The sequence below is a fragment of the Cupriavidus sp. FW305-3-2-15-C-LB2 genome (assembly GCF_058787575.1).
In genome coordinates this window covers 13,716-33,270 of sequence record NZ_JBYSZW010000034.1, presented here as the reverse complement: position 1 = coordinate 33,270, position 19,555 = coordinate 13,716, and the positions used below count along the sequence as shown (strand labels likewise).

Annotated in this window: 19 protein-coding genes; 13 read left to right on the top strand and 6 right to left on the bottom strand. The window is 66.7% G+C overall.

Annotated elements, in window-relative coordinates:
• Window positions 1-97 precede the first annotated feature (97 nt).
• The 7 genes from leuS (at window position 98) to AC3WRR_RS22695 (ending at window position 8,146) form a co-directional block, all read left to right on the top strand.
• Complete coding sequence (gene leuS, locus AC3WRR_RS22725; RefSeq protein WP_010813215.1) at window positions 98-2,719, top strand: leucine--tRNA ligase; 2,622 nt, start codon at window positions 98-100, stop codon at window positions 2,717-2,719.
• 34 nt (window positions 2,720-2,753) lie between these two features.
• Window positions 2,754-3,269 (top strand): LPS-assembly lipoprotein LptE, encoded by a 516-nt coding sequence (locus AC3WRR_RS22720; protein ID WP_492298204.1) that lies wholly within the window; start codon window positions 2,754-2,756, stop codon window positions 3,267-3,269.
• A gap of 7 nt (window positions 3,270-3,276) precedes the next feature.
• Window positions 3,277-4,335, top strand: a complete 1,059-nt coding sequence (gene holA / locus AC3WRR_RS22715) for a DNA polymerase III subunit delta (RefSeq protein WP_011616007.1) — start codon at window positions 3,277-3,279, stop codon at window positions 4,333-4,335.
• An 88-nt stretch (window positions 4,336-4,423) separates the two neighbouring features.
• Window positions 4,424-5,704: a glutamate-5-semialdehyde dehydrogenase gene (locus AC3WRR_RS22710; protein ID WP_454749658.1), complete on the top strand. Its 1,281-nt coding sequence runs from the start codon at window positions 4,424-4,426 to the stop codon at window positions 5,702-5,704.
• 50 nt (window positions 5,705-5,754) lie between these two features.
• Window positions 5,755-6,177: a CopD family protein gene (locus AC3WRR_RS22705; RefSeq protein ID WP_010813219.1), complete on the top strand. Its 423-nt coding sequence runs from the start codon at window positions 5,755-5,757 to the stop codon at window positions 6,175-6,177.
• A gap of 45 nt (window positions 6,178-6,222) precedes the next feature.
• Complete coding sequence (locus AC3WRR_RS22700; protein ID WP_010813220.1) at window positions 6,223-6,828, top strand: 2-hydroxychromene-2-carboxylate isomerase; 606 nt, start codon at window positions 6,223-6,225, stop codon at window positions 6,826-6,828.
• Window positions 6,829-6,892: 64 nt separating this feature from the next.
• The gene (locus tag AC3WRR_RS22695; protein WP_010813221.1) at window positions 6,893-8,146 is read left to right on the top strand and encodes a THUMP domain-containing class I SAM-dependent RNA methyltransferase; all 1,254 of its coding nucleotides are present in this window, start codon (window positions 6,893-6,895) and stop codon (window positions 8,144-8,146) included.
• 18 nt (window positions 8,147-8,164) lie between these two features.
• Here the strand turns inward: AC3WRR_RS22695 and AC3WRR_RS22690 are convergent, their stop codons facing one another.
• From AC3WRR_RS22690 to AC3WRR_RS22670, 5 genes are all read right to left on the bottom strand, one after another.
• Window positions 8,165-9,211 (bottom strand): response regulator, encoded by a 1,047-nt coding sequence (locus AC3WRR_RS22690; protein WP_010813222.1) that lies wholly within the window; start codon window positions 9,209-9,211, stop codon window positions 8,165-8,167.
• A 196-nt stretch (window positions 9,212-9,407) separates the two neighbouring features.
• Window positions 9,408-10,880: an NAD(P)(+) transhydrogenase (Re/Si-specific) subunit beta gene (locus tag AC3WRR_RS22685; protein WP_010813223.1), complete on the bottom strand. Its 1,473-nt coding sequence runs from the start codon at window positions 10,878-10,880 to the stop codon at window positions 9,408-9,410.
• On the bottom strand, window positions 10,880-11,221 hold the full coding sequence (locus AC3WRR_RS22680; protein WP_010813224.1) for an NAD(P) transhydrogenase subunit alpha part 2: 342 nt from the start codon (window positions 11,219-11,221) through the stop codon (window positions 10,880-10,882). Before AC3WRR_RS22680 ends, AC3WRR_RS22685 begins: the two co-directional genes overlap by 1 nt.
• Window positions 11,222-11,463: 242 nt before the next feature.
• Complete coding sequence (panD, locus tag AC3WRR_RS22675; protein ID WP_010815077.1) at window positions 11,464-11,826, bottom strand: aspartate 1-decarboxylase; 363 nt, start codon at window positions 11,824-11,826, stop codon at window positions 11,464-11,466.
• 57 nt (window positions 11,827-11,883) lie between these two features.
• The gene (locus tag AC3WRR_RS22670) at window positions 11,884-13,005 is read right to left on the bottom strand and encodes a Re/Si-specific NAD(P)(+) transhydrogenase subunit alpha (protein WP_439668244.1); all 1,122 of its coding nucleotides are present in this window, start codon (window positions 13,003-13,005) and stop codon (window positions 11,884-11,886) included.
• A 287-nt stretch (window positions 13,006-13,292) separates the two neighbouring features.
• On the opposite strand from AC3WRR_RS22670, the gene AC3WRR_RS22665 reads away from it, so the two are divergent.
• Both AC3WRR_RS22665 and mnmA read left to right on the top strand, forming a co-directional pair.
• The gene (locus tag AC3WRR_RS22665; RefSeq protein ID WP_037023515.1) at window positions 13,293-13,796 is read left to right on the top strand and encodes an NUDIX hydrolase; all 504 of its coding nucleotides are present in this window, start codon (window positions 13,293-13,295) and stop codon (window positions 13,794-13,796) included.
• Window positions 13,793-14,878 carry a tRNA 2-thiouridine(34) synthase MnmA gene (gene mnmA / locus AC3WRR_RS22660; RefSeq protein ID WP_010815074.1) on the top strand — a complete coding sequence of 362 codons (1,086 nt, stop codon included), beginning with the start codon at window positions 13,793-13,795 and terminating at the stop codon, window positions 14,876-14,878. The genes AC3WRR_RS22665 and mnmA overlap by 4 nt, the downstream gene beginning before the upstream one ends.
• 63 nt (window positions 14,879-14,941) lie before the next feature.
• Here the strand turns inward: mnmA and AC3WRR_RS22655 are convergent, their stop codons facing one another.
• Window positions 14,942-15,556 carry a glutathione S-transferase C-terminal domain-containing protein gene (locus AC3WRR_RS22655; RefSeq protein WP_010815073.1) on the bottom strand — a complete coding sequence of 205 codons (615 nt, stop codon included), beginning with the start codon at window positions 15,554-15,556 and terminating at the stop codon, window positions 14,942-14,944.
• A 375-nt stretch (window positions 15,557-15,931) separates the two neighbouring features.
• Between AC3WRR_RS22655 and purB the strand changes: the two genes are divergently transcribed.
• From purB to AC3WRR_RS22635, 4 genes are all read left to right on the top strand, one after another.
• On the top strand, window positions 15,932-17,308 hold the full coding sequence (gene purB, locus AC3WRR_RS22650) for an adenylosuccinate lyase (RefSeq protein WP_010815072.1): 1,377 nt from the start codon (window positions 15,932-15,934) through the stop codon (window positions 17,306-17,308).
• A 284-nt stretch (window positions 17,309-17,592) separates the two neighbouring features.
• Window positions 17,593-18,147 carry a cytochrome b gene (locus tag AC3WRR_RS22645; protein WP_010815071.1) on the top strand — a complete coding sequence of 185 codons (555 nt, stop codon included), beginning with the start codon at window positions 17,593-17,595 and terminating at the stop codon, window positions 18,145-18,147.
• A gap of 68 nt (window positions 18,148-18,215) precedes the next feature.
• Window positions 18,216-18,785: a YceI family protein gene (locus AC3WRR_RS22640; RefSeq protein WP_010815070.1), complete on the top strand. Its 570-nt coding sequence runs from the start codon at window positions 18,216-18,218 to the stop codon at window positions 18,783-18,785.
• An 83-nt stretch (window positions 18,786-18,868) separates the two neighbouring features.
• A complete protein-coding gene (locus AC3WRR_RS22635; protein ID WP_010815069.1) occupies window positions 18,869-19,459 on the top strand; it encodes a YceI family protein in 591 nt (196 codons plus the stop codon).
• The last annotated feature ends 96 nt before the right edge of the window (window positions 19,460-19,555 follow it).

Sequence of the window (19,555 nt, the reverse complement as noted above, 5' to 3'; positions counted from 1 at the left end):
GCGCAAGCGGCGCGCCCGCTGCTCTCATTCCAACGATTCCCCCGGATGCCGGCAGGCCAGTTGCCGCGCAAACGTTGTCCTGACTGCTGTCCCGACCATGCAAGACAAATACCTTCCTTCCGCCGTTGAACAAGCCGCCCAGCAGCACTGGCAAGCCATCGACGCCTATCGCGTGTCGGAGCATGCGGCCGGGGCCGACGGCAAGGAAAAGCCCAAGTTCTACGCCTGCTCGATGCTGCCGTATCCGTCGGGCAAGCTGCACATGGGCCACGTGCGCAACTACACCATCAACGACGTGATGGCGCGCTACCTGCGCATGAACGGCAACAACGTGCTTATGCCGATGGGCTGGGACGCCTTCGGCATGCCGGCCGAGAACGCCGCGCTGAACAACGGCGTGGCGCCGGCGGCCTGGACCTACGACAACATCGCTTACATGAAGAAGCAGATGCAGTCGATGGGCCTGGCGATCGACTGGTCGCGCGAGGTCGCCACCTGCAGCCCGGACTACTACCGCTGGAACCAGTGGCTGTTCCTGAAGATGCTGGAAAAGGGCATCGCCTACCGCAAGACCGGCACTGTCAACTGGGATCCGGTCGACCAGACCGTGCTGGCCAACGAGCAGGTCATCGACGGCCGCGGCTGGCGCTCCGGCGCGGTGGTGGAAAAGCGCGAGATCCCGATGTACTACCTGCGCATCACCGAGTATGCGGAGGAACTGCTGGGCGACCTGGACCAGCTGGGCTGGCCCGAGCGCGTCAAGGTGATGCAGCAGAACTGGATCGGCAAGAGCGTGGGCGTGCGCTTTGCGTTCCCGCACGACATCCCCGGCGAGGACGGCAAGCCGATCAATGACGGCAAGCTGTACGTGTTCACCACGCGCGCCGACACCATCATGGGCGTGACCTTCTGCGCGGTCGCCGCCGAGCACCCGCTGGCCACCCATGCCGCGCTGAACAACCCCGAACTGGCTGCCTTTATCGACGAATGCAAGCACGGCTCGGTCATGGAAGCCGACATGGCGACCATGGAGAAGAAGGGCATGCCGACCGGCCTGCAAGTGGTGCACCCGCTGACCGGCGAGAAGGTCGACGTGTGGGTCGGCAACTACGTGCTGATGAGCTACGGCGACGGCGCCGTGATGGGCGTGCCCGCGCACGACGAGCGCGACTTCGCCTTCGCGCTCAAGTACAAGCTGCCGATCAGGCAAGTCATTGACGTGAAGGGCCAGCCGTACTCGACCGAAGCCTGGCAGGAATGGTACGGCGACAAGGAGCAGGGCACCTGCATCCACAGCGGCAAGTACGATGGCCTCGGCTACCAGGCCGCGGTCGAAGCCATTGCCGCCGACCTGGGCGCCAAGGGCCTGGGTGAGAAGAAGGTGACCTGGCGCCTGCGCGACTGGGGCATCTCGCGCCAGCGCTACTGGGGCACGCCGATCCCGCTGATCCACTGCGACAGCTGCGGCGTGGTGCCGGTCCCTGAGAAAGACCTGCCGGTGGTGCTGCCCGAAGACCTGGTGCCGGACGGCACCGGCAACCCGCTGGCCAAGGATGCGCGCTTCCTGCAGTGCACCTGCCCGTCGTGCGGCAAGCCGGCGCGCCGCGAGACCGACACGATGGATACCTTCATCGACTCGTGCTGGTACTACATGCGCTATACCTGCCCGGATGCGGCCACCATGGTCGATGCGCGCAACGATTACTGGATGCCGATGGACCAGTACATCGGCGGCATCGAGCACGCGATCCTGCACCTGCTGTACGCACGCTTCTGGACCAAGGTCATGCGCGACCTGGGCCTGGTCAAGTTCGACGAGCCCTTCACCAACCTGCTGACGCAGGGCATGGTGCTCAACGAGACCTACTACCGTGAAGACGCGTCGGGCAAGAAGCACTGGTACAACCCGGCCGAGGTCGACCTGCGCACCGACGAGCGCGGCCGCCCGGTAGGCGCCACGCTGATCGCCGACGGCCAGCCGGTGGTGATCGGCGGCGTCGAGAAGATGTCGAAGTCCAAGAACAACGGCATCGATCCGCAGGCGCTGATCGACCAGTACGGCGCCGACACCGCGCGCCTGTTCGTGATGTTCGCCGCGCCGCCGGAGCAGCAGCTTGAGTGGAGCGGCTCGGGCGTCGAGGGCGCCTCGCGCTTCCTGCGCCGCGTGTGGAACTACGGCTATGCCAATGCCGCGGCCATCCGCGACGGCGCCGGCGGCAAGCCGACTGCCGATGACGCCGACCTGCGCCGCGAGATCCACGGCGTGCTCAAGCAGGCCAACTACGACTACCAGCGCATCCAGTACAACACCGTGGTGTCCGCCACGATGAAGATGCTGAACGCGCTGGACGACGCCAAGACCGCTTCGCCGGCCGCGCGCCGCGAGTGTTTCGGCATCCTGCTGCGCGTGCTGTACCCGGTGGTGCCGCACGTCACCCACGGCCTGTGGGACCAGCTGGGCTACGCCGCCGAAGCCGGCGACCTGCTCGACGCGCCGTGGCCGCAGGTCGATGAAGCCGCGCTGGTGCGCAGCGAGATCGAACTGGTGCTGCAGATCAACGGCAAGGTGCGCGGCAGCATCACCGTGCCCGCCGAAGCCGACCGCGCCGCGATCGAGGCAACCGCCGCCGCCAGCGAGACCGTGGCCAAGTTTGCCGAGGGCAAGGCGCCGAAGAAGATCGTGGTGGTACCCGGCCGCCTGGTCAACGTGGTGTTGTAAGCTGGCCCCGGAACCTGACAAGGAATCGCCAAGAATGAAGCGACTGAACATGGGGCGCCGCAAGGTGCTCGCGGCAATGCTGGCAGTGCCGGCAACGGGCCTGCTGGCCGCTTGCGGCTTCCACATGCGCGGCAACGCGGATTTCGCCTTCAAGCGGCTCTATATCGGGATTCCGGCCAATTCGCTGATGGGCGCGGACCTGCGCCGCGCCATCCGCGGCGGTTCCGACACCCAGGTGGTGGCCGACCAGAAAGAGGCCGACGCCCTGCTGGACGTGCTGCAGGACACCCGCACCAAGTCGATCCTGTCGATCACGACCGAGGGCGTGGTGCGTGAATACCGCCTGACGCAGCGTTTCACCTTCCGCCTGCGCGACCCCGCCGGCAATGAACTGATCGCGCCGTCGCAGCTGGTGCTGACCCGCGACCTGACCTACAACGAAGCCAACACGCTGGCCAAGGACTACGAAGAGCAGCAGCTGTACCGCGACATGCAGCGCGATATCGTGCAGCAGCTGATGCGCCGGCTGGCCGCCGTCAAGGCCATCTGATCACGGCATGCAGCTCAAGCTCGACGGGCTCGACGCGCACCTGAGGCAGGCCAAGGCCAAGGGCCTGGCACCGCTGTACGTGGTACATGGCGACGAACACCTGCTGGTGCTGGAAGCCGTCGACCGCCTGCGCGCCGCGGCGCGCGAAGCCGGCTTCTCCGAGCGCGACGTGCTGGTGGCCGAGCGCGGCTTCCACTGGGGCCAGCTGGTCGAGGCGCAGCAGTCGATGTCGCTCTTTGGCGACCGCAAGATCGTTGAACTCCGCATCCCGTCGGGCAAGCCCGGCAAGGACGGCGGCGAGGCGCTGCGCGCCGTGGCCGCCCAGCCGTCGCCCGACGTGGTGCTGCTGGTGACGCTGCCGCGGCTGGATTTTGCCGCGTCCAAGTCGGCCTGGTTCCAGGCGCTGGAAGGCGCCGGCGTGTCGATCAAGGTCGACTCCGTGGACCGCACCCGGCTGCCGGCCTGGGTCGGCGAGCGGCTGTCGCTGCAGCAGCAGCGTGTCGAGGGCGGCGAGCCGGGCCGGCGTGCGCTGCAGTTCATCGCCGACAAGGTCGAGGGCAACCTGCTGGCGGCGCACCAGGAAATCCAGAAGCTGGGGCTGCTGTACCCGCCCGGCGAGCTCACCTTCGACCAGGTGCACGATGCGGTGCTGAATGTGGCCCGCTATGACGTGTTCAAGCTGTCTGAATCGATGCTCTCCGGCGACGTGCCGCGGCTGGTGCGCATGCTCGAAGGGCTGCGCGGCGAGGGCGAGGCCACGGTGCTGGTGCTGTGGGCGCTGACCGAGGAAATTCGCGTATTATCCAAGGTCCGGCAAGGGCTGGCGGCCGGCAAGCCGGCGGGTGTGCTGATGCGCGAGCTGCGCGTCTGGGGCCCGCGCGAGCGGCTGGTGCCGCAGGCCGCGCAGCGCCTGGCGCAGCCAAGGCTGGAAGCGGCGCTGGCGCTGGCGGCGCGGCTGGACCGCCAGGTCAAGGGCCTGTCGGACCTGCCGCCACCGGGCGGCAGCCCGCTGCCGGCGGAACCATGGGACGGGCTGCAGCAGCTTGCCCTGATGATCGCGCGCTGAACGCGCAACTCCACAGGTTTGCTTCCCCCGCCGCGTGCGGCGGGGGGACGGAAAACACACTGACGGCCACCACCCCAGGGCCACTGACATGAACGAGCTCGACCTCAATCAATACATGGACCGCGTCGGCCGCCAGGCCCGCGCCGCGTCGCGCGCCATGGCGCGTGCCTCCACGGCCGACAAGAACCGCGCGCTGCTGACCATCGCCGCGGCCATCCGCCGCGATGCCGACAAGCTCAAGGCGGTCAACGCGCGTGACGTTGAACGCGCCCGCGCCAACGGCCAGGACGCCGCCTTCATCGACCGCCTGACGCTGTCGGACAAGGCCATCGCCACCATGGCCGCGGGCCTGGAGCAGATCGCCGCGCTGGCCGACCCGATCGGCGAGATCTCGAACATGAAGTTCCGCCCGACCGGCATCCAGGTCGGCCAGATGCGCGTGCCGCTGGGCGTGATCGGCATCATCTACGAGTCGCGCCCGAACGTGACCATCGACGCCGCGGCGCTGTGCCTGAAGTCGGGCAACGCCACCATCCTGCGCGGCGGCTCCGAAGCAATCGAATCCAACACCGCGCTGGCGGCGCTGGTGGCCGAGGGCCTGTCCGCGGCCGGCCTGCCGTCCGAGGCGGTGCAGGTGATCGAGACCACTGACCGCGCTGCCGTGGGCCGGCTGATCACCATGACCGAATACGTCGACGTGATCGTGCCGCGCGGCGGCAAGAGCCTGATCGCGCGGCTGATGGAAGAAGCGCGCGTGCCGATGATCAAGCACCTGGACGGCATCTGCCACGTCTATATCGACGCCGATGCCGACCTGGACAAGGCCGTGCGCGTCTGCGACAACGCCAAGACGCAGCGCTATGCGCCGTGCAACACCATGGAGACGCTGCTGGTGTCGCAGGACATCGCCGCCGCCGCGCTGCCGCCGCTGTGCCGCATCTACCAGGAGAAGGGCGTCGAGCTGCGCGTGTGTCCGGCCACCCGCGCCACGCTGGAAGCCGCCGGCTTTACCGGCCTGGTCGATGCCGCCGAGGAAGACTGGCGCCTGGAATACCTGGCGCCGATCCTCGCCATCAAGACCGTGGCCGGACTCGACGACGCCATCGCCCATATCAACGAATACGGTTCGCACCATACCGATTCGATCATCACCGAGAACTACTCGGCGGGCATGCGCTTTATCCGCGAGGTCGATTCGGCCAGCGTGATGATCAATGCCTCGACCCGCTTTGCCGATGGCTTCGAGTATGGCCTGGGCGCGGAGATCGGCATCTCCAACGACAAGCTGCATGCACGCGGCCCGGTCGGGCTGGAAGGGCTGACCTCGCTGAAGTACGTGGTATTCGGGCACGGCGAGATCCGCACCTGACGCTCGCGCGCCAACAACAATAACAATCGTTCTCGAACGTCTCTCTGCCGATGCTCTGGGTCAAAGCGCTGCATATCGTCTTCGTGGTCTCGTGGTTCGCCGGCCTGTTCTACCTGCCGCGCATCTTCGTCAACCTGGCGCTGGAAACCGACGCCGCCAGCACGCAGCGCCTGTTGCTGATGGCGCGCAAGCTGTTCCGCTTCATGACCATGCTGGCGGTGCCGGCGGTGGTGTTCGGTCTGTGGCTGTACCTGGGCTACGGCATCGGCCGCGGCGCGGGGCAGGGCTGGATGCACGCCAAGCTGGCGCTGGTGCTGGTGCTGATCGGCTACCACCATGGCTGCGGCGTGTTGCTGCGCAAGTTCGAGGCGGGGCGCAATACGCGCTCGCACAAGTTTTATCGCTGGTTCAATGAGCTGCCGGTGCTGGTGCTGCTGGCGGTGGTGATCCTGGTGGTCGTCAAGCCGTTCTGAGCCTGGCGCCCGGTCTGTTGTTGCCAATCCTGTAGCGGAACCGAAATGAGCAAGCTGGTTGACTATTACCTGACGCCGCAGTCGCCGTACGTCTACCTGGGCCATGCGCGCTTTGCCGCCATCGCCGAGCGCCATGGCGCGCAGGTGAACCTGAAGCCGTGCGACCTGGGCAAGGTGTTTTCCGTCTCCGGCGGGCTGCCGCTGTCGCAGCGCCCGCCCCAGCGCCAGGCCTACCGCCTGGTGGAGCTGGCGCGCTGGAGCGACTTCCTGGGCCTGCCGCTGCATCTGCAGCCGACGTTCTTCCCGGTATCGGGCGACGCGGCCAGCAAGCTGATCATCGCGGCGCAGCTGGCGCACGGCACCGCCCGCGCGATGCAGCTGACCGGCGCCATCGGCGCGGCAGTGTGGGCGCAGCAGCGCAATATCGCCGATGCCGCCACGCTGGCGCAGATTGCCGACGAGGCCGGCCTGGACGGCGCCAGCCTGCTCAGGGCCAGCGAGGCGCAGTCGGTGCAGGCCGCCTATGCGCAGAACACCCAGGACGCGATTTCGGCCGGCGTGTTCGGCGCGCCGTGGTACGTCCATGACGGCCAGCCCTTCTGGGGCCAGGACCGGCTGGATTTCCTCGAGCGCGCCCTGGCGGCGGCTTGAGCTAAGCTTCGGATAGATCCCCGTCCGCTACGGCGGACGTTTTTGTTTGCAGGAAACCCAACACATGACCCAAGCCTTCTTTGCCCCTTGCCCGCGCGGCCTGGAGAGCGCGCTCGCCGAAGAACTGCGCGAGATCGCCGCGATGCCGGGCATGGCCGCGCTGGCGCCGTTCACGGTGCACCAGGAGGTGCCGGGCGGCGTCAATTTCTCGGGCGAGATGGCCGCCGCCTATGCGGTCAACCTGCATTCGCGCATTGCCAGCCGGGTGCTGATGCGCGTGGCCGCGCGCGGCTACCGGCATGAAGACGACATCTATACGCTGGCACGCGGCGTGCGCTGGGAGCAGTGGTTTTCGCCCGATGAATCGCTGCGCGTGGACATCACCTCGCACAAGTCGCCGCTGCGCAGCCTGAATTTCACCGCGCTGCGGGTCAAGGACGGGGTCTGCGATGCCCTGCGCGAGCGTGTGGGCGCGCGCCCGAGCGTCGATACCGCCAGCCCGGATGTGCGCATCTATGCCCACCTGACCGAGCGTGACTGCACGCTGTACCTCGACACCACCGGCGAGCCCCTGTTCAAGCGCGGCTGGCGCACCGAGAAGGGCGAGGCGCCGCTGAAGGAAAACCTGGCCGCCGGCATCCTGCGCCTGGCGGGCTGGGTGCCGGGCCAGACCTTCCGGCCCTTCTACGACCCGATGTGCGGCAGCGGCACCTTCCTGATCGAGGCCGCGCAGGTGGCGCTGGGTATCGCGCCGGGCGGCAGCCGCAGCTTTGCCTTCGAATGGCTCAAGGGCATGGACACCAAGGCCTGGCAGAAGCTGAAGTCGGACGCGCAGCGCGCCCGCATGCTGGCCTCGGCCGATGAGCTGCAGGTGGTGGGTTCGGACATCTCCACCGACATGCTGGCGATCACGCGCGCCAACTGGGAGCGTGCCGGCCTGCCGGGCGAGGCGCGCACCAAGCAGGTGGATGCGCGCTTCGTGCAGCCGCCTTTTGATGAGCCGGGTTTGCTGTTGATGAATCCCCCGTACGGCGAGCGCATCGCGGTGCGCGGCCAGCGCCGCCTGCCAGAGGAAGAGATGCCGCGCGACGAGGTGGAGGAGGCCGCCGCCAACCAGTTCGCCAGTGCCTTCGCCACCACGCTCAAGCAGCATTTCGCGGGCTGGCAGGCGTGGGTGTTTACCGGCGACATGGGCTTCCCGCGCCGGCTGCGGCTCAAGGAGTCGCGCCGCACGCCGCTCTACAACGGCAATATCGAATGCCGGCTGTTCCGCTTCGACATGGTGCGCGGCGCCAACCGGGCGCCGCAGGCTGACTGACGGCGCCGGGCCGCCGGGTCAGGGGCGCTTGCGCCCCGTCAGTGCGTCGGGATTGCGGCTGAAGTCCGCCAGGAAGCCCTGCAGGCTGACCACCGGCTCCTGCAGCAGGTGGCGCGGCAGGTCGAACAGCGCGTAAATGAATTCTTCATTGCCTTCGCAGCGCTCGGCCGGCAGGCAGTATTGTTCCCAGTCCACGCACGCCGGCGTGTACATGCCGTTGCCGGGCCAGAAGAACGGCACCAGCCGGCCTTCGCGCAGGCCTTCGATCAGTGCCGCCGGGGCATCGTAGGCCTCGGCCGATTCCACCTGGCTCATCAGCCCGGCGCGGGTCTCGATCACCATCAGCGTGGCGTGGCCCTGCGCGGTCAGCAGCAGGATGCCGGCCGGGTTGGGGTACAGGTAGTACTCGACAAAGCCATAGCGCGCGATCAGCTGGCGCACGCGCTCGGTGATGGCCGGATCGGACAGGAACGAAAAGGAATGCCGCGTCAGCAGCTCGCGCAGCGTCCGCGACAGCGTGGCAAAGTACGCCTGCTGCATGGCCTCGATTTCCTGGTCCAGCCGCTCGACCATATTGCTTTCATGCTTCTTCACGTAGCGGTCGATCAGCCCGTGGTTGAAGCCCTGCACGGCGATGCTCTCGTCGGCGGTGCCGGTCAGCAGGATGGTCTTGCAGGGCAGGTCCTGCAGCGCCTGGCAGAATTCCAGCCCGTCCATCTGCGGCATCGAATAGTCGACCACCACCACGCCCGGCTGCAGGAAGCGCTTGAAATCGTGGATCTGGCGGTAGATGCGGTCGATGTCGAGCTGCACGGTGCGCCGCTCGGTCAGGAAGGTGAGGTCGTCGTGCGTCACGCGCACCGGCAGGAAGCCCGGGAAGCGGGTGGCATAGGCCTCGCGGATCCATTGCAGCGCTTCACGCGGGTCGGTGAAGGTGATCACCGCGCGCGAGGCATCCATCTGGAACGCCAGGCTGTCGATGAACGACTTGCTGTCATCGACCAGGACGGTCAGGACCGGGTGATGGAAGACCGACAGGTTCCTGTCGTGCGGGTTGAAGGTCATGGAGCGGCGGGCAGGGGTTCGGCGCAGTGGTTCGGCACGGGCGTGGCGCAAGCGGCAAGCCAGTGTGCGCATTCGCAGGCCAGTATAGCGCGCCACGGCTGCCTTGCAAGGCACGCCTTGCAGCCAGGGCCGGCGGCGGGAGGCGCCCGCGGCAGGGCCGGGATGGCCCGGGCCTGCGCGCGGCGCGCGGACGGCCTTAGTCGACCGCCTTGAACATATCCTCGACCACCTTCTTGGCGTCGCCGAACACCATCATGGTCTTGTCCATGTAGAACAGCTCGTTGTCCAGCCCGGCGTAGCCGGCGGCCATGGAGCGCTTGTTGACGATGATGGTCTTGGCCTTGTAGGCCTCCAGGATCGGCATCCCGGCAATCGGCGACTGGGGGTCGTTCTTGGCCGCCGGGTTGACCACGTCGTTGGCGCCCAGCACCAGCACCACGTCGGCCTGGCCGAACTCGCTGTTGATGTCTTCCATCTCGAAGACCTGGTCGTACGGCACCTCGGCCTCGGCCAGCAGCACGTTCATATGGCCCGGCATGCGGCCTGCCACCGGGTGGATCGCGTACTTCACGGTCACGCCCTTTTCGGCCAGCTTCTCGGTCAGTTCCTTGAGCGCGTGTTGGGCGCGCGCCACGGCCAGGCCATAACCCGGCACGATGATCACGGTCTCGGCGTTGCCCATCAGGAACGCGGCATCGTCGGCGGAACCCGACTTGACCGGGCGCTGCTGCTGGTCGCCGGTTGCCGCCGCCGCGGTCGCGCCGCCGAAACCGCCCAGCAGCACGTTGAAGAACGACCGGTTCATCGCCTTGCACATGATGTACGACAGGATCGCACCGGAGGAGCCCACCAGCGAGCCCGCGATGATCAGCATCGGGTTGTTCAGCGAGAAGCCGATGCCCGCCGCTGCCCAGCCCGAGTACGAGTTCAGCATCGACACCACCACCGGCATGTCGGCGCCGCCGATCGGGATGATGATCAGCACGCCCAGCACGAAGGCGATCGCCAGCATGATCAGGAACGGCAGCCAGTCCTGCGACAGGAAGAAGATGACGCCGAAGCCCACCATTGCCACCGCCAGCAGCAGGTTCAGCCAGTGCTGGCCGGCAAACACCACCGGCGCGCCCTGGAACAGGCGGAACTTGTAGCGCCCGGCCAGCTTGCCGAAGGCGATCACCGAGCCGGAGAACGTAATCGCGCCGACGAAGCAGCCGATGAAGAGCTCGATGCGGTTGCCCAGCGGGATCAGGTGCGAGCCTGCCGGGCTGATGCCGAACGCCGCCGGCTCGGCCACCGCCGCCACGGCGATGAAGACCGCGGCCAGGCCGATCAGCGAGTGCATCGCCGCGACCAGCTCGGGCATCTTGGTCATCTGCACCTTCTTCGCCACGTAGGCGCCGATGCCGCCGCCGACCACGAGCGCGGCGAAGATCAGCGCCAGGCCCGTGCCCACCGACGACTGGGCCGTGCCCGCCGCGAGGAATTCATTCTTCAGCTTGATGATCAGGACCAGCGTGGTCACCACGGCAATGGCCATGCCGATCATGCCGAAGGCATTGCCCTTGCGCGCCGAGGCCGGGTGCGACAGGCCCTTGAGCGCCTGGATAAAGCAGACCGAGGCCACCAGGTAGAGCAGGGTGACAAGGTTCATGCTGACAAGACCGGTCATCACGCACCCTCCCTGGCCAGCGCCGGCTTGGACTCAGGCGCCTTGGCCTTCGGTTCCTTCTTCTTGAACATCTCCAGCATGCGCTGGGTGACCAGGAAGCCGCCGAACACATTGACCGCGGCCAACGCCACCGCCAGCGTGCCCATCACGCGCCCGACCCCGCCTTCGGTCAGGCCCGCGGCGAGCATGGCGCCGACGATGATGATCGCCGAGATCGCATTGGTCACCGCCATCAGGGGCGTATGCAGGGCTGGCGTTACCGTCCAGACCACGTGGTAACCCACGTAGATCGCCAGCACGAAGATGATCAGGTTGATCACCGTGTGGTTCACCATCTCCATCGACTTCTCCTCCGTTGCTTTGAATCCGGGATGCGGCGTTTTACTGAATTCTTATTGCTGCATTGCGGTCAGGGCACGTCAAGGTCCAGTGGCTCAGATCGACCCATTGCGTGCCCCCTCTCCCGCTTGCGGGAGACGGTTGGGGAGAGGGCAGGCTTGCCCACGAAGTCAGGCCGGCGGTATGCCAGCGCCTGCCCTCTCCCCCTGCCCCTCTCCCGCAGGCGGGAGAGGGGAGCAAACCCTCAGAACTTCTTGATTTCCTTGATGCCGTTCTTCTCGTTCACCAGGATGACCTTGGGCTTGTAGGCGGCGATTTCCTCGTCGCTCATCGGCGCGTAGGTGCAGATGATCAGCTGGTCGCCCAGGTGCGCGCGGCGGGCCGCGGCGCCGTTCAGCGAGATCTCGCCGCTGCCGCGCTCGCCCTTGATGATGTAGGTGGAGAAGCGCTCGCCGTTGTTCACGTTGTACAGCTCGATCTTCTCGAACTCCTTCATGTCGGCAGCGTCCAGCAGGTCCTGGTCGATGCCGCACGAACCCTCGTAGTTGAGGTCCGCCTGCGTCACGGTGACGCGGTGGAGCTTGGCGCGGAGCATGATGCGTTGCATGGGTGATACGTCCTTATATTTGATGCAAAAGCAGTGGGCGCATGGCGCCCGTGGAAATTACGCCGCCTCGCGCACGACCTTGCCGTCCCTGCACATCAGGCAGGCCGCGACGATGTCGTCTTCAAGGTTCAGCGTGAACTGGCCGTCCTTGTCGACGACCAGCTTGAGGAAGTCCAGCACGTTGCGGGCATAGAGCGCCGAGGCGTCGGCCGCGACCATGCTGGCCAGGTTGGTGTGGCCGATGATGATGACGCCGTTGTGGTTGACCACTTCGTCGGCCACCGTCAGCGGGCAGTTGCCGCCCTGTGCCGCGGCCAGGTCCACCACCACCGAGCCGGGTTTCATCTGCGCCACGGTGGCTTCCTGCAGCAGCACCGGTGCCTTGCGGCCCGGGATCAGTGCGGTGGTGATGACGATGTCGGCCTGGACCGCGCGCTGGTGCACCAGCTCGGCCTGGCGCTTCATCCAGTCCGGCGGCATCGGGCGGGCATAGCCGCCCACGCCCTGGGCGATCTCGCGCTCTTCATCGGTGAGGAAGGGCACGTCGAGGAACTTGGCGCCGAGCGATTCGATCTGCTCCTTGACCGCGGGGCGCACATCGGAGGCCTCGATCACCGCGCCCAGCCGCTTGGCCGTGGCGATGGCCTGCAGGCCGGCGACGCCCGCGCCCAGGATCAGCACGCGCGCGGCCTTGACGGTGCCGGCGGCGGTCATCAGCATCGGCATGAAGCGCTGGTAGTGGTGCGCGGCCACCAGCACGGCCTTGTAGCCGGCGATGTTGGCCTGCGACGACAGCACGTCCATGCTCTGCGCGCGCGTGGTGCGCGGCGCGGCTTCCAGGGCAAAGGCGGTGATGTTCGCGGCGGACATGCGCGCGTTGTTCTCGGCGTCGAAGGGATTGAGCATGCCGATCAGCACGGCGCCCGGCTTCATCTGCGCCAGTTCGGCGGCGTCCGGTGCGCGCACCTTGAGCACCAGCTGGGCGCCCAGAGCTTCGGCGGCGGTGCCGATGGTGGCGCCGACCGCCTCATACGCGCCGTCGGGCTGGCTGGCGCTTACGCCGGCGCCGGCCTGCACGACCACCTTGTGGCCCTGGGCGACGTACTTCTTGACTGTCTCCGGGGTGGCGGCGACGCGAGTCTCGCCGGCCCGCGTCTCCTGCGGGATGCCGATGTACATCGTCAATTTCTCCTTTAGCTGGCGTCTTGTGTGGTTGGGAGGACCGACGTCTGGCCCGTGCGCGCCGCAAGCTTAAGCCGCAGCGCAACAATTTTTTCGCAGCTTACAGGAATCTGACGTTCAATGGTGACCGGCCGGTCGGCTTTTGCGGCGATCGCCAAAGAGGGAGTTGCAGCCGCCATTCCAGCACCAGCCTGGCTTACCGGCCGGGGGCCATGGCGGGCCGGCGGCGCTGCACGATGGGCCCGCAACCGGTAGAATGCGGGATTGCCTAAAAATTGAGCATCATGTCAAGTGACTGGAATGCCAGCGTGACCGTTGCCGCCGTGATCGAGCGCGGCGGACGCTTCCTGCTGGTCGAAGAGGAAACCGCCGACGGGCTGCGCCTGAACCAGCCCGCCGGGCATCTGGACCCGGGCGAGAGCCTGATCCGCGCAGTGATCCGCGAAACCCTGGAAGAGACCGCACACACCTTTGAGCCGCGCGCGCTGCTGGGCTGCTACATGGGCCGTTCGCTGTCGTCGCGCACCGGCACCGATGTGACCTATGTGCGCTTTGCCTTTACCGGCGACCTGGGCTCGCTCGATGCGGGCCGCCAGCTCGACACCGGCATCGTGCGCACGGTCTGGATGAGCGCGGAAGAACTGCGCGCCTGCACGGAGCGTCACCGTACGCCGCTGGTGATGGCCTGTGTCAACGACTACCTGGCCGGCAAGCGCTTTGCGCTGGACGCCTTGTACACGCACCCGTCGGCGCTGGCCGCGGCCGTCCCGCTTGGAGCGCAGCCGTGAGTGGTGCCGGAAAACGTGTCGTGGTGGGCATGTCGGGCGGGGTCGATTCGTCGGTCACCGCGTGGCTGCTCAAGCAGCAGGGCTACGAGGTCATCGGCCTGTTCATGAAGAACTGGGAGGACGATGACGACAGCGAGTACTGTTCAACGCGCCAGGACTGGCTGGACGTGGTCTCGGTGGCCGACCTGATCGGCGTCGACGTGGAGGCGGTCAACTTTGCCGCCGAGTACAAGGACCGGGTCTTTGCCGACTTCCTGCGCGAATACTCCGCCGGGCGCACGCCCAACCCCGACGTGCTGTGCAATGCCGAGATCAAGTTCAAGGCCTTCCTCGACCATGCCATGTCGCTGGGCGCGGAAACCATCGCCACCGGCCACTATGCGCGTGTGCGGCAGAACGCGGCCGGCCGGTTCGAGCTGCTCAAGGCGCTCGACCATACCAAGGACCAGAGCTACTTCCTGCACCGGCTGAACCAGGCGCAGCTGTCGCGCACGCTGTTCCCGCTGGGCGAGATCCCCAAGACGCGCGTGCGCGAGATCGCCGCCGAGATCGGCCTGCCGAACGCGAAGAAGAAGGACTCCACCGGCATCTGCTTTATCGGCGAGCGTCCGTTCCGCGATTTCCTGAACCGCTACCTGCCGACCAAGCCGGGCCCGATGAAGACGCCCGAGGGCAAGGTCGTGGGCGAGCATATCGGCCTCGCCTTCTACACGCTGGGCCAGCGCAAGGGCATCGGCCTGGGCGGCAGCCGCGAGGGCAACGGCGACGCCTGGTATGTGGCGCGCAAGGATATGGCGAACAATACGCTTTACGTGGTGCAGGGCCACGACCACCCGTGGCTGCTGACGCCGGTGCTGACCGCGTCGGACCTGTCCTGGGTGGCCGGCGAGCCGCCCGCCGCGGGCGCGGCGATGGCGGCCAAGACGCGCTACCGCCAGAGCGATGCGGCCTGCACGGTGCAGGCGGTGGACGGCGACGCGCTGACGCTCCGGTTTGCCGAGGCGCAATGGGCGGTCACGCCCGGGCAGTCGGCGGTGCTGTATGACGGTGACATCTGCCTGGGCGGCGGCATCATCCAGTAAGCGCTGCCGCTGCACGAAAAAACACCCGCTCGAGGCGGGTGTTTTCTTGTCGGCCGCTGTGGATCAGCCGCGCGGCGGTTCCGTATCGATAAACGACTGGCGCTTGGACAGCTTTTCCTCCAGCGCCGCCAGGTTGGGATGGCGCTCGCGCCAGGCGATCTCGGGGAAGCGGAAATCCAGGTAGGACAGCGCGCAGCCCACCGCCACGTCGGCCAGCGAATAGTGCGTGCCGGTGCAGAAGGGGCGGTCGGCCAGGCCGTGCGCCATGGCCACCAGCGCCGCATCGATCTTGCCGCGCTGGCGCTGCACCCAGCGTTCGCTGCGCTCATGCGGCTCGCGCTGGGTGGCCTCCAGGCGCACCAGCAGCGCTGCGTCGAGCAGGCCGTCGGCCAGCGCCTCCCAGCAGCGGACTTCCAGGCGCTCGCGCCCGCCCTGCGGGATCAACCGGCTGACCGGCGTCAAGGTGTCGACATATTCGACGATCACGCGCGAATCGAAGATTGCGCCGCCGTCTTCCATGACCAGGCAAGGCACTTTGCCGAGCGGGTTGAACTGGCCGATCCTGGTCTCGGGCGACCAGACATCCTCTTCGATGAGCTGGCACTCGATCTTTTTCTCCGCCATCACCACGCGCACCTTGCGCGCGTAGGGACTGGTCCGGGATGCATACAGCTTCATATTCTCCCCTTGAGCTTGTTATGAAGTGCATCGTCGCTCTGTGGCAGCGGCGGTGGGGCGCGCGGCTTGCCCGATGCACTTCATAACAGGCTACTGGAACGGCGTGCGCGAGTATACCCGTGGTGCATGGCGAATGCGGGCTTGCGCACCGATGCCCCGCGGCGGCGCTTTACCGCTGCCCGGAGCCGGGGCAGGGGTGGTAAAATCCCCCGTTGCGCAGCGCCGGCGGGCCTGCCGGCGCGGCGTTTTGGACGCATCCGGCCGCATAAGGTCGCTTTTCCGGTCCCTCCCGCCGCCAACGCTGACAGCGCCAGCCCCCGCGGCGCTTCTTGTTCGTCGCCTTCTTCCATTGCCTCCCTTTTCCCGGTTTCCAGCATGACCTCCTCTTCGCTTTCGCCGCTCACCGCCCTGTCCCCGATCGATGGCCGTTACGCCGCCAAGGCCGATGCGCTGCGCGAATGGCTGTCCGAGGCCGCGTTCATGCGCAACCGCGTCAAGGTCGAGGTGCACTGGCTGATCGCGCTGGCGCAGGCCGGCCTGCCCGACATGCCCAAGTTCTCGGCCGCCTCCGAGGCCGCGCTGCTGGCGCTGGTGGACAAGTTCAGCGAGGCCGACGCCGCCCGCATCAAGGAAATCGAAGCCGTCACCAACCATGACGTCAAGGCGGTCGAGTACTGGCTCAAGGAACAGGTCAAGGGCAACGCCGAGCTGGAAGCCGCCAGCGAGTTCATCCACTTCGCCTGCACCTCGGAAGACATCAACAACACCTCGCACGGCATGATGCTCAAGGGCGCCCGCGAAGGCGTGGTGGTGCCGGCGCTCAAGCGCGTGCACGCCCGCCTGGTCGAGCTGGCCAAGCTCAATGCCGCGCAGCCGATGCTGTCGCGCACCCACGGCCAGCCGGCCAGCCCGACCACGCTGGGCAAGGAAATGGCCAACGTGGCCGCGCGCCTGGCGCGCGCGATCCAGCGCATCGAGCAGGTCGAGCTGCTGGGCAAGATGAACGGCGCGGTGGGCAACTACAACGCGCACCTGTCGGCCTACCCGAGCTTCGACTGGGAAGCCTTCTCGAAGCAGGTGATCGAGACCCGCCTGGGCCTGGTCTTCAACCCGTACACCATCCAGATCGAGCCGCACGACTACATGGCCGAGCTGTTCGACGCGATCGCCCGCGCCAACACCATCCTGCTCGACCTGAACCGCGACGTCTGGGGCTATATCTCGCTGGGTTACTTCAAGCAGAAGACCAAGGCCGGCGAAATCGGCTCGTCGACCATGCCGCACAAGGTCAACCCGATCGACTTCGAGAACTCCGAAGGCAACCTGGGCCTGGCCAACGCCGTGCTGCGCCACTTGTCCGAGAAGCTGCCGCTGTCGCGCTGGCAGCGCGACCTGACCGATTCGACCGTGCTGCGCAATATCGGCGTGGCCTTCGGCTACAGCCTGCTGGCCTATGAGGCCTGCCTGCGTGGCCTGGGCAAGCTGGAAACCAACCCCGAGCGCCTGGACGAAGACCTGGACAACTGCTGGGAGGTGCTGGCCGAGCCGGTGCAGACCGTGATGCGCCGCTTCGGCGTGCCCAACCCGTACGAGCAGCTCAAGGAGCTGACCCGCGGCAAGGGCATCTCGCGCGAGGCGCTGCAGACCTTCATCAACGGCCTGGCGATCCCCGACGATGCCAAGAAGCTGCTGCTGGACATGACGCCCGCCAGCTACATCGGCAAGGCCGTGGTGCTGGCCGAGCGCATCTGACGCCACATTTCGCCCCTGAACCGGGGCGACGTGCTGCAAAAGCCATCCGTGAGGATGGCTTTTTGCTTTTCTGGCGCAGCGCGGCGGGCAGGTCACTGCGGCTTTGTGCCGCTTGCGACAGAATGTCACTTCAAAGCATTTGAATAACTTAATGAAGGACTGTCCTTCATCGGCGCACAGCCCGCCGCAATAATGCGAGAATCGTAAGCGCACGGGCGGGCCAGCCCCCGCCGGTGCCTTCCCCAAAATTGTGAAACGCTCCTGCGCGGGGCGAGAGGAATCCGATGCGTTCTACCGCCAACGCCCCCACCGGCTACGGTGCCACCGCGATCGCCTTGCACTGGGTCATTGCGCTGGCGATCTTCGCCGCGTTCGGGCTCGGCCTGTACATGACCGGCATTCCGGGGCTGACGCCGACCAAGCTCAAGCTCTACTCCTGGCACAAGTGGCTGGGCGTGACGATCTTCGCGGTTGCCGTGCTGCGCGTGCTGTGGCGTGCAACCCATGCGGCACCGCCGGTGGCGCCCGGCACGCCGGCCTGGCAGGCCAAAGCCGCGGCCGGCGCCCATCACCTGCTGTACCTGCTGATCGTGATCGTTCCTATCAGCGGCTACCTGTACAGCTCGGCCGCGGGCGTGCCGGTGGTCTACCTGGGCCTGTGGAAGATGCCGGCGCTGCTGGAGAAGAACGACGAACTGAAAGAAATACTCAAGTTTGTCCATATCTGGCTGAACTACCTGATGGCGGCGGTGGTCGTTGTCCATGCGGCGGCGGCGGTCAAGCACCAGTTCGTCGACCGCGACGGCACGCTGGGCCGGATGCTGCCGTTCCTGCGCTGAGGCGCCGCCCCGGCCAACTTTTTCCGTACCGCGGCGCGCTGCGCCGACCCTGACAGGAGTTTTTTGAGATGAAACGCAATTCCCGCCGCGGCTCGCTCGTCATCGCCGCCGTCCTGGCCGCCTCCGGCATCGCAGCCAACCTGGCCTGGGCGCAGGTTGACGCCGCCAAGAGCTCGGTGACCGCGGTCGCGCGCCAGATCGGTGTGCCGATGGAAGGCAAGTTCAGGAAGTTCGATGCCGCGGTCAGCTTCGACCCGGCCAAGCTGGCGACCTCGTCGGCCAAGGTCGAGATCGATGTGTCCAGCTTCGAGATCGGCGACGCCGAGACCACCAAGGAAGTGAAGGGCAAGGACTGGTTCGACGCCGCCAAGTACCCCAAGGCCGTGTTCCAGTCCACCAGCATCAAGAACGGCACGCCGGGCAAGTACGACGTGGCCGGCAAGCTGACCATCAAGGGCAAGACCGTTGACGTGGTGGTGCCCGCCACCTACCGCCAGGAAGGCGCCGTGCAGGTGTTCGAGGGCGCGCTGCCGATCAAGCGCACGGTCTTCAATATCGGCGACGGCGAGTGGAAGGACACTTCCGTGGTGGCCGACGACGTGCAGATCAAATTCCGTATCGTGCTGGCCAAGAAGTAACAAGCAAGGCCGGCATTCCGCTGACGTACCCAATCGGCGTTCGTGAGAACGTTCCGCCCCAACCTGATTTGTCGGGAGATTCCATGAAACTGCGTTCCCTCGTTGCCGCCGTCGCGGCCATTTCCGCAACCGCCGCCTTCGGCGTGGCTTCGGCCAATACCGTGACCTACAACCTCGATCCGACCCACACCTACCCGAGCTTCGAGGCCGACCACCTGGGCGGCCTGTCGACCTGGCGCGGCAAGTTCGACAAGTCCAGCGGCGTGGTCACGCTGGACCGTGCCGCCAAGGCGGGCTCGGTCGAGGTCAAGATCGACCCGGCTTCGATCGATTTCGGCAATGCCAAGCTGAACCAGCACGCCAAGGGCCCGGACATGTTCGACGTGGAAGCCTTCCCCGAGGCCGTCTACAAGGGCAAGTTCTCCAAGTTCAAGGGTGACGTGCCGACCGAGGTTGACGGCATGCTGACGCTGCGCGGCGTGTCCAAGCCGGTCAAGCTGGAAATCCGCGATTTCAAGTGCATCCAGCACCCGATGCTCAAGCGCGAAGCCTGCGGCGCCGACGCCGTGGGCCATTTCAACCGTGCCGACTTCGGCCTGGACTACGGCGTGAAGATGGGCTTCAAGCCCGAGGTCAAGCTTGCCATCCAGGTGGAAGGCGTGCGCGCGGACTGAGCGTGCCAGCCCGCTGCGCCGGGCTTCCAGGCAGTCAAGGCCGGCAATGCCGGCCTTTTTTATTGGCCGGTATGATTCAGGCGCCTGCCAGGGCAC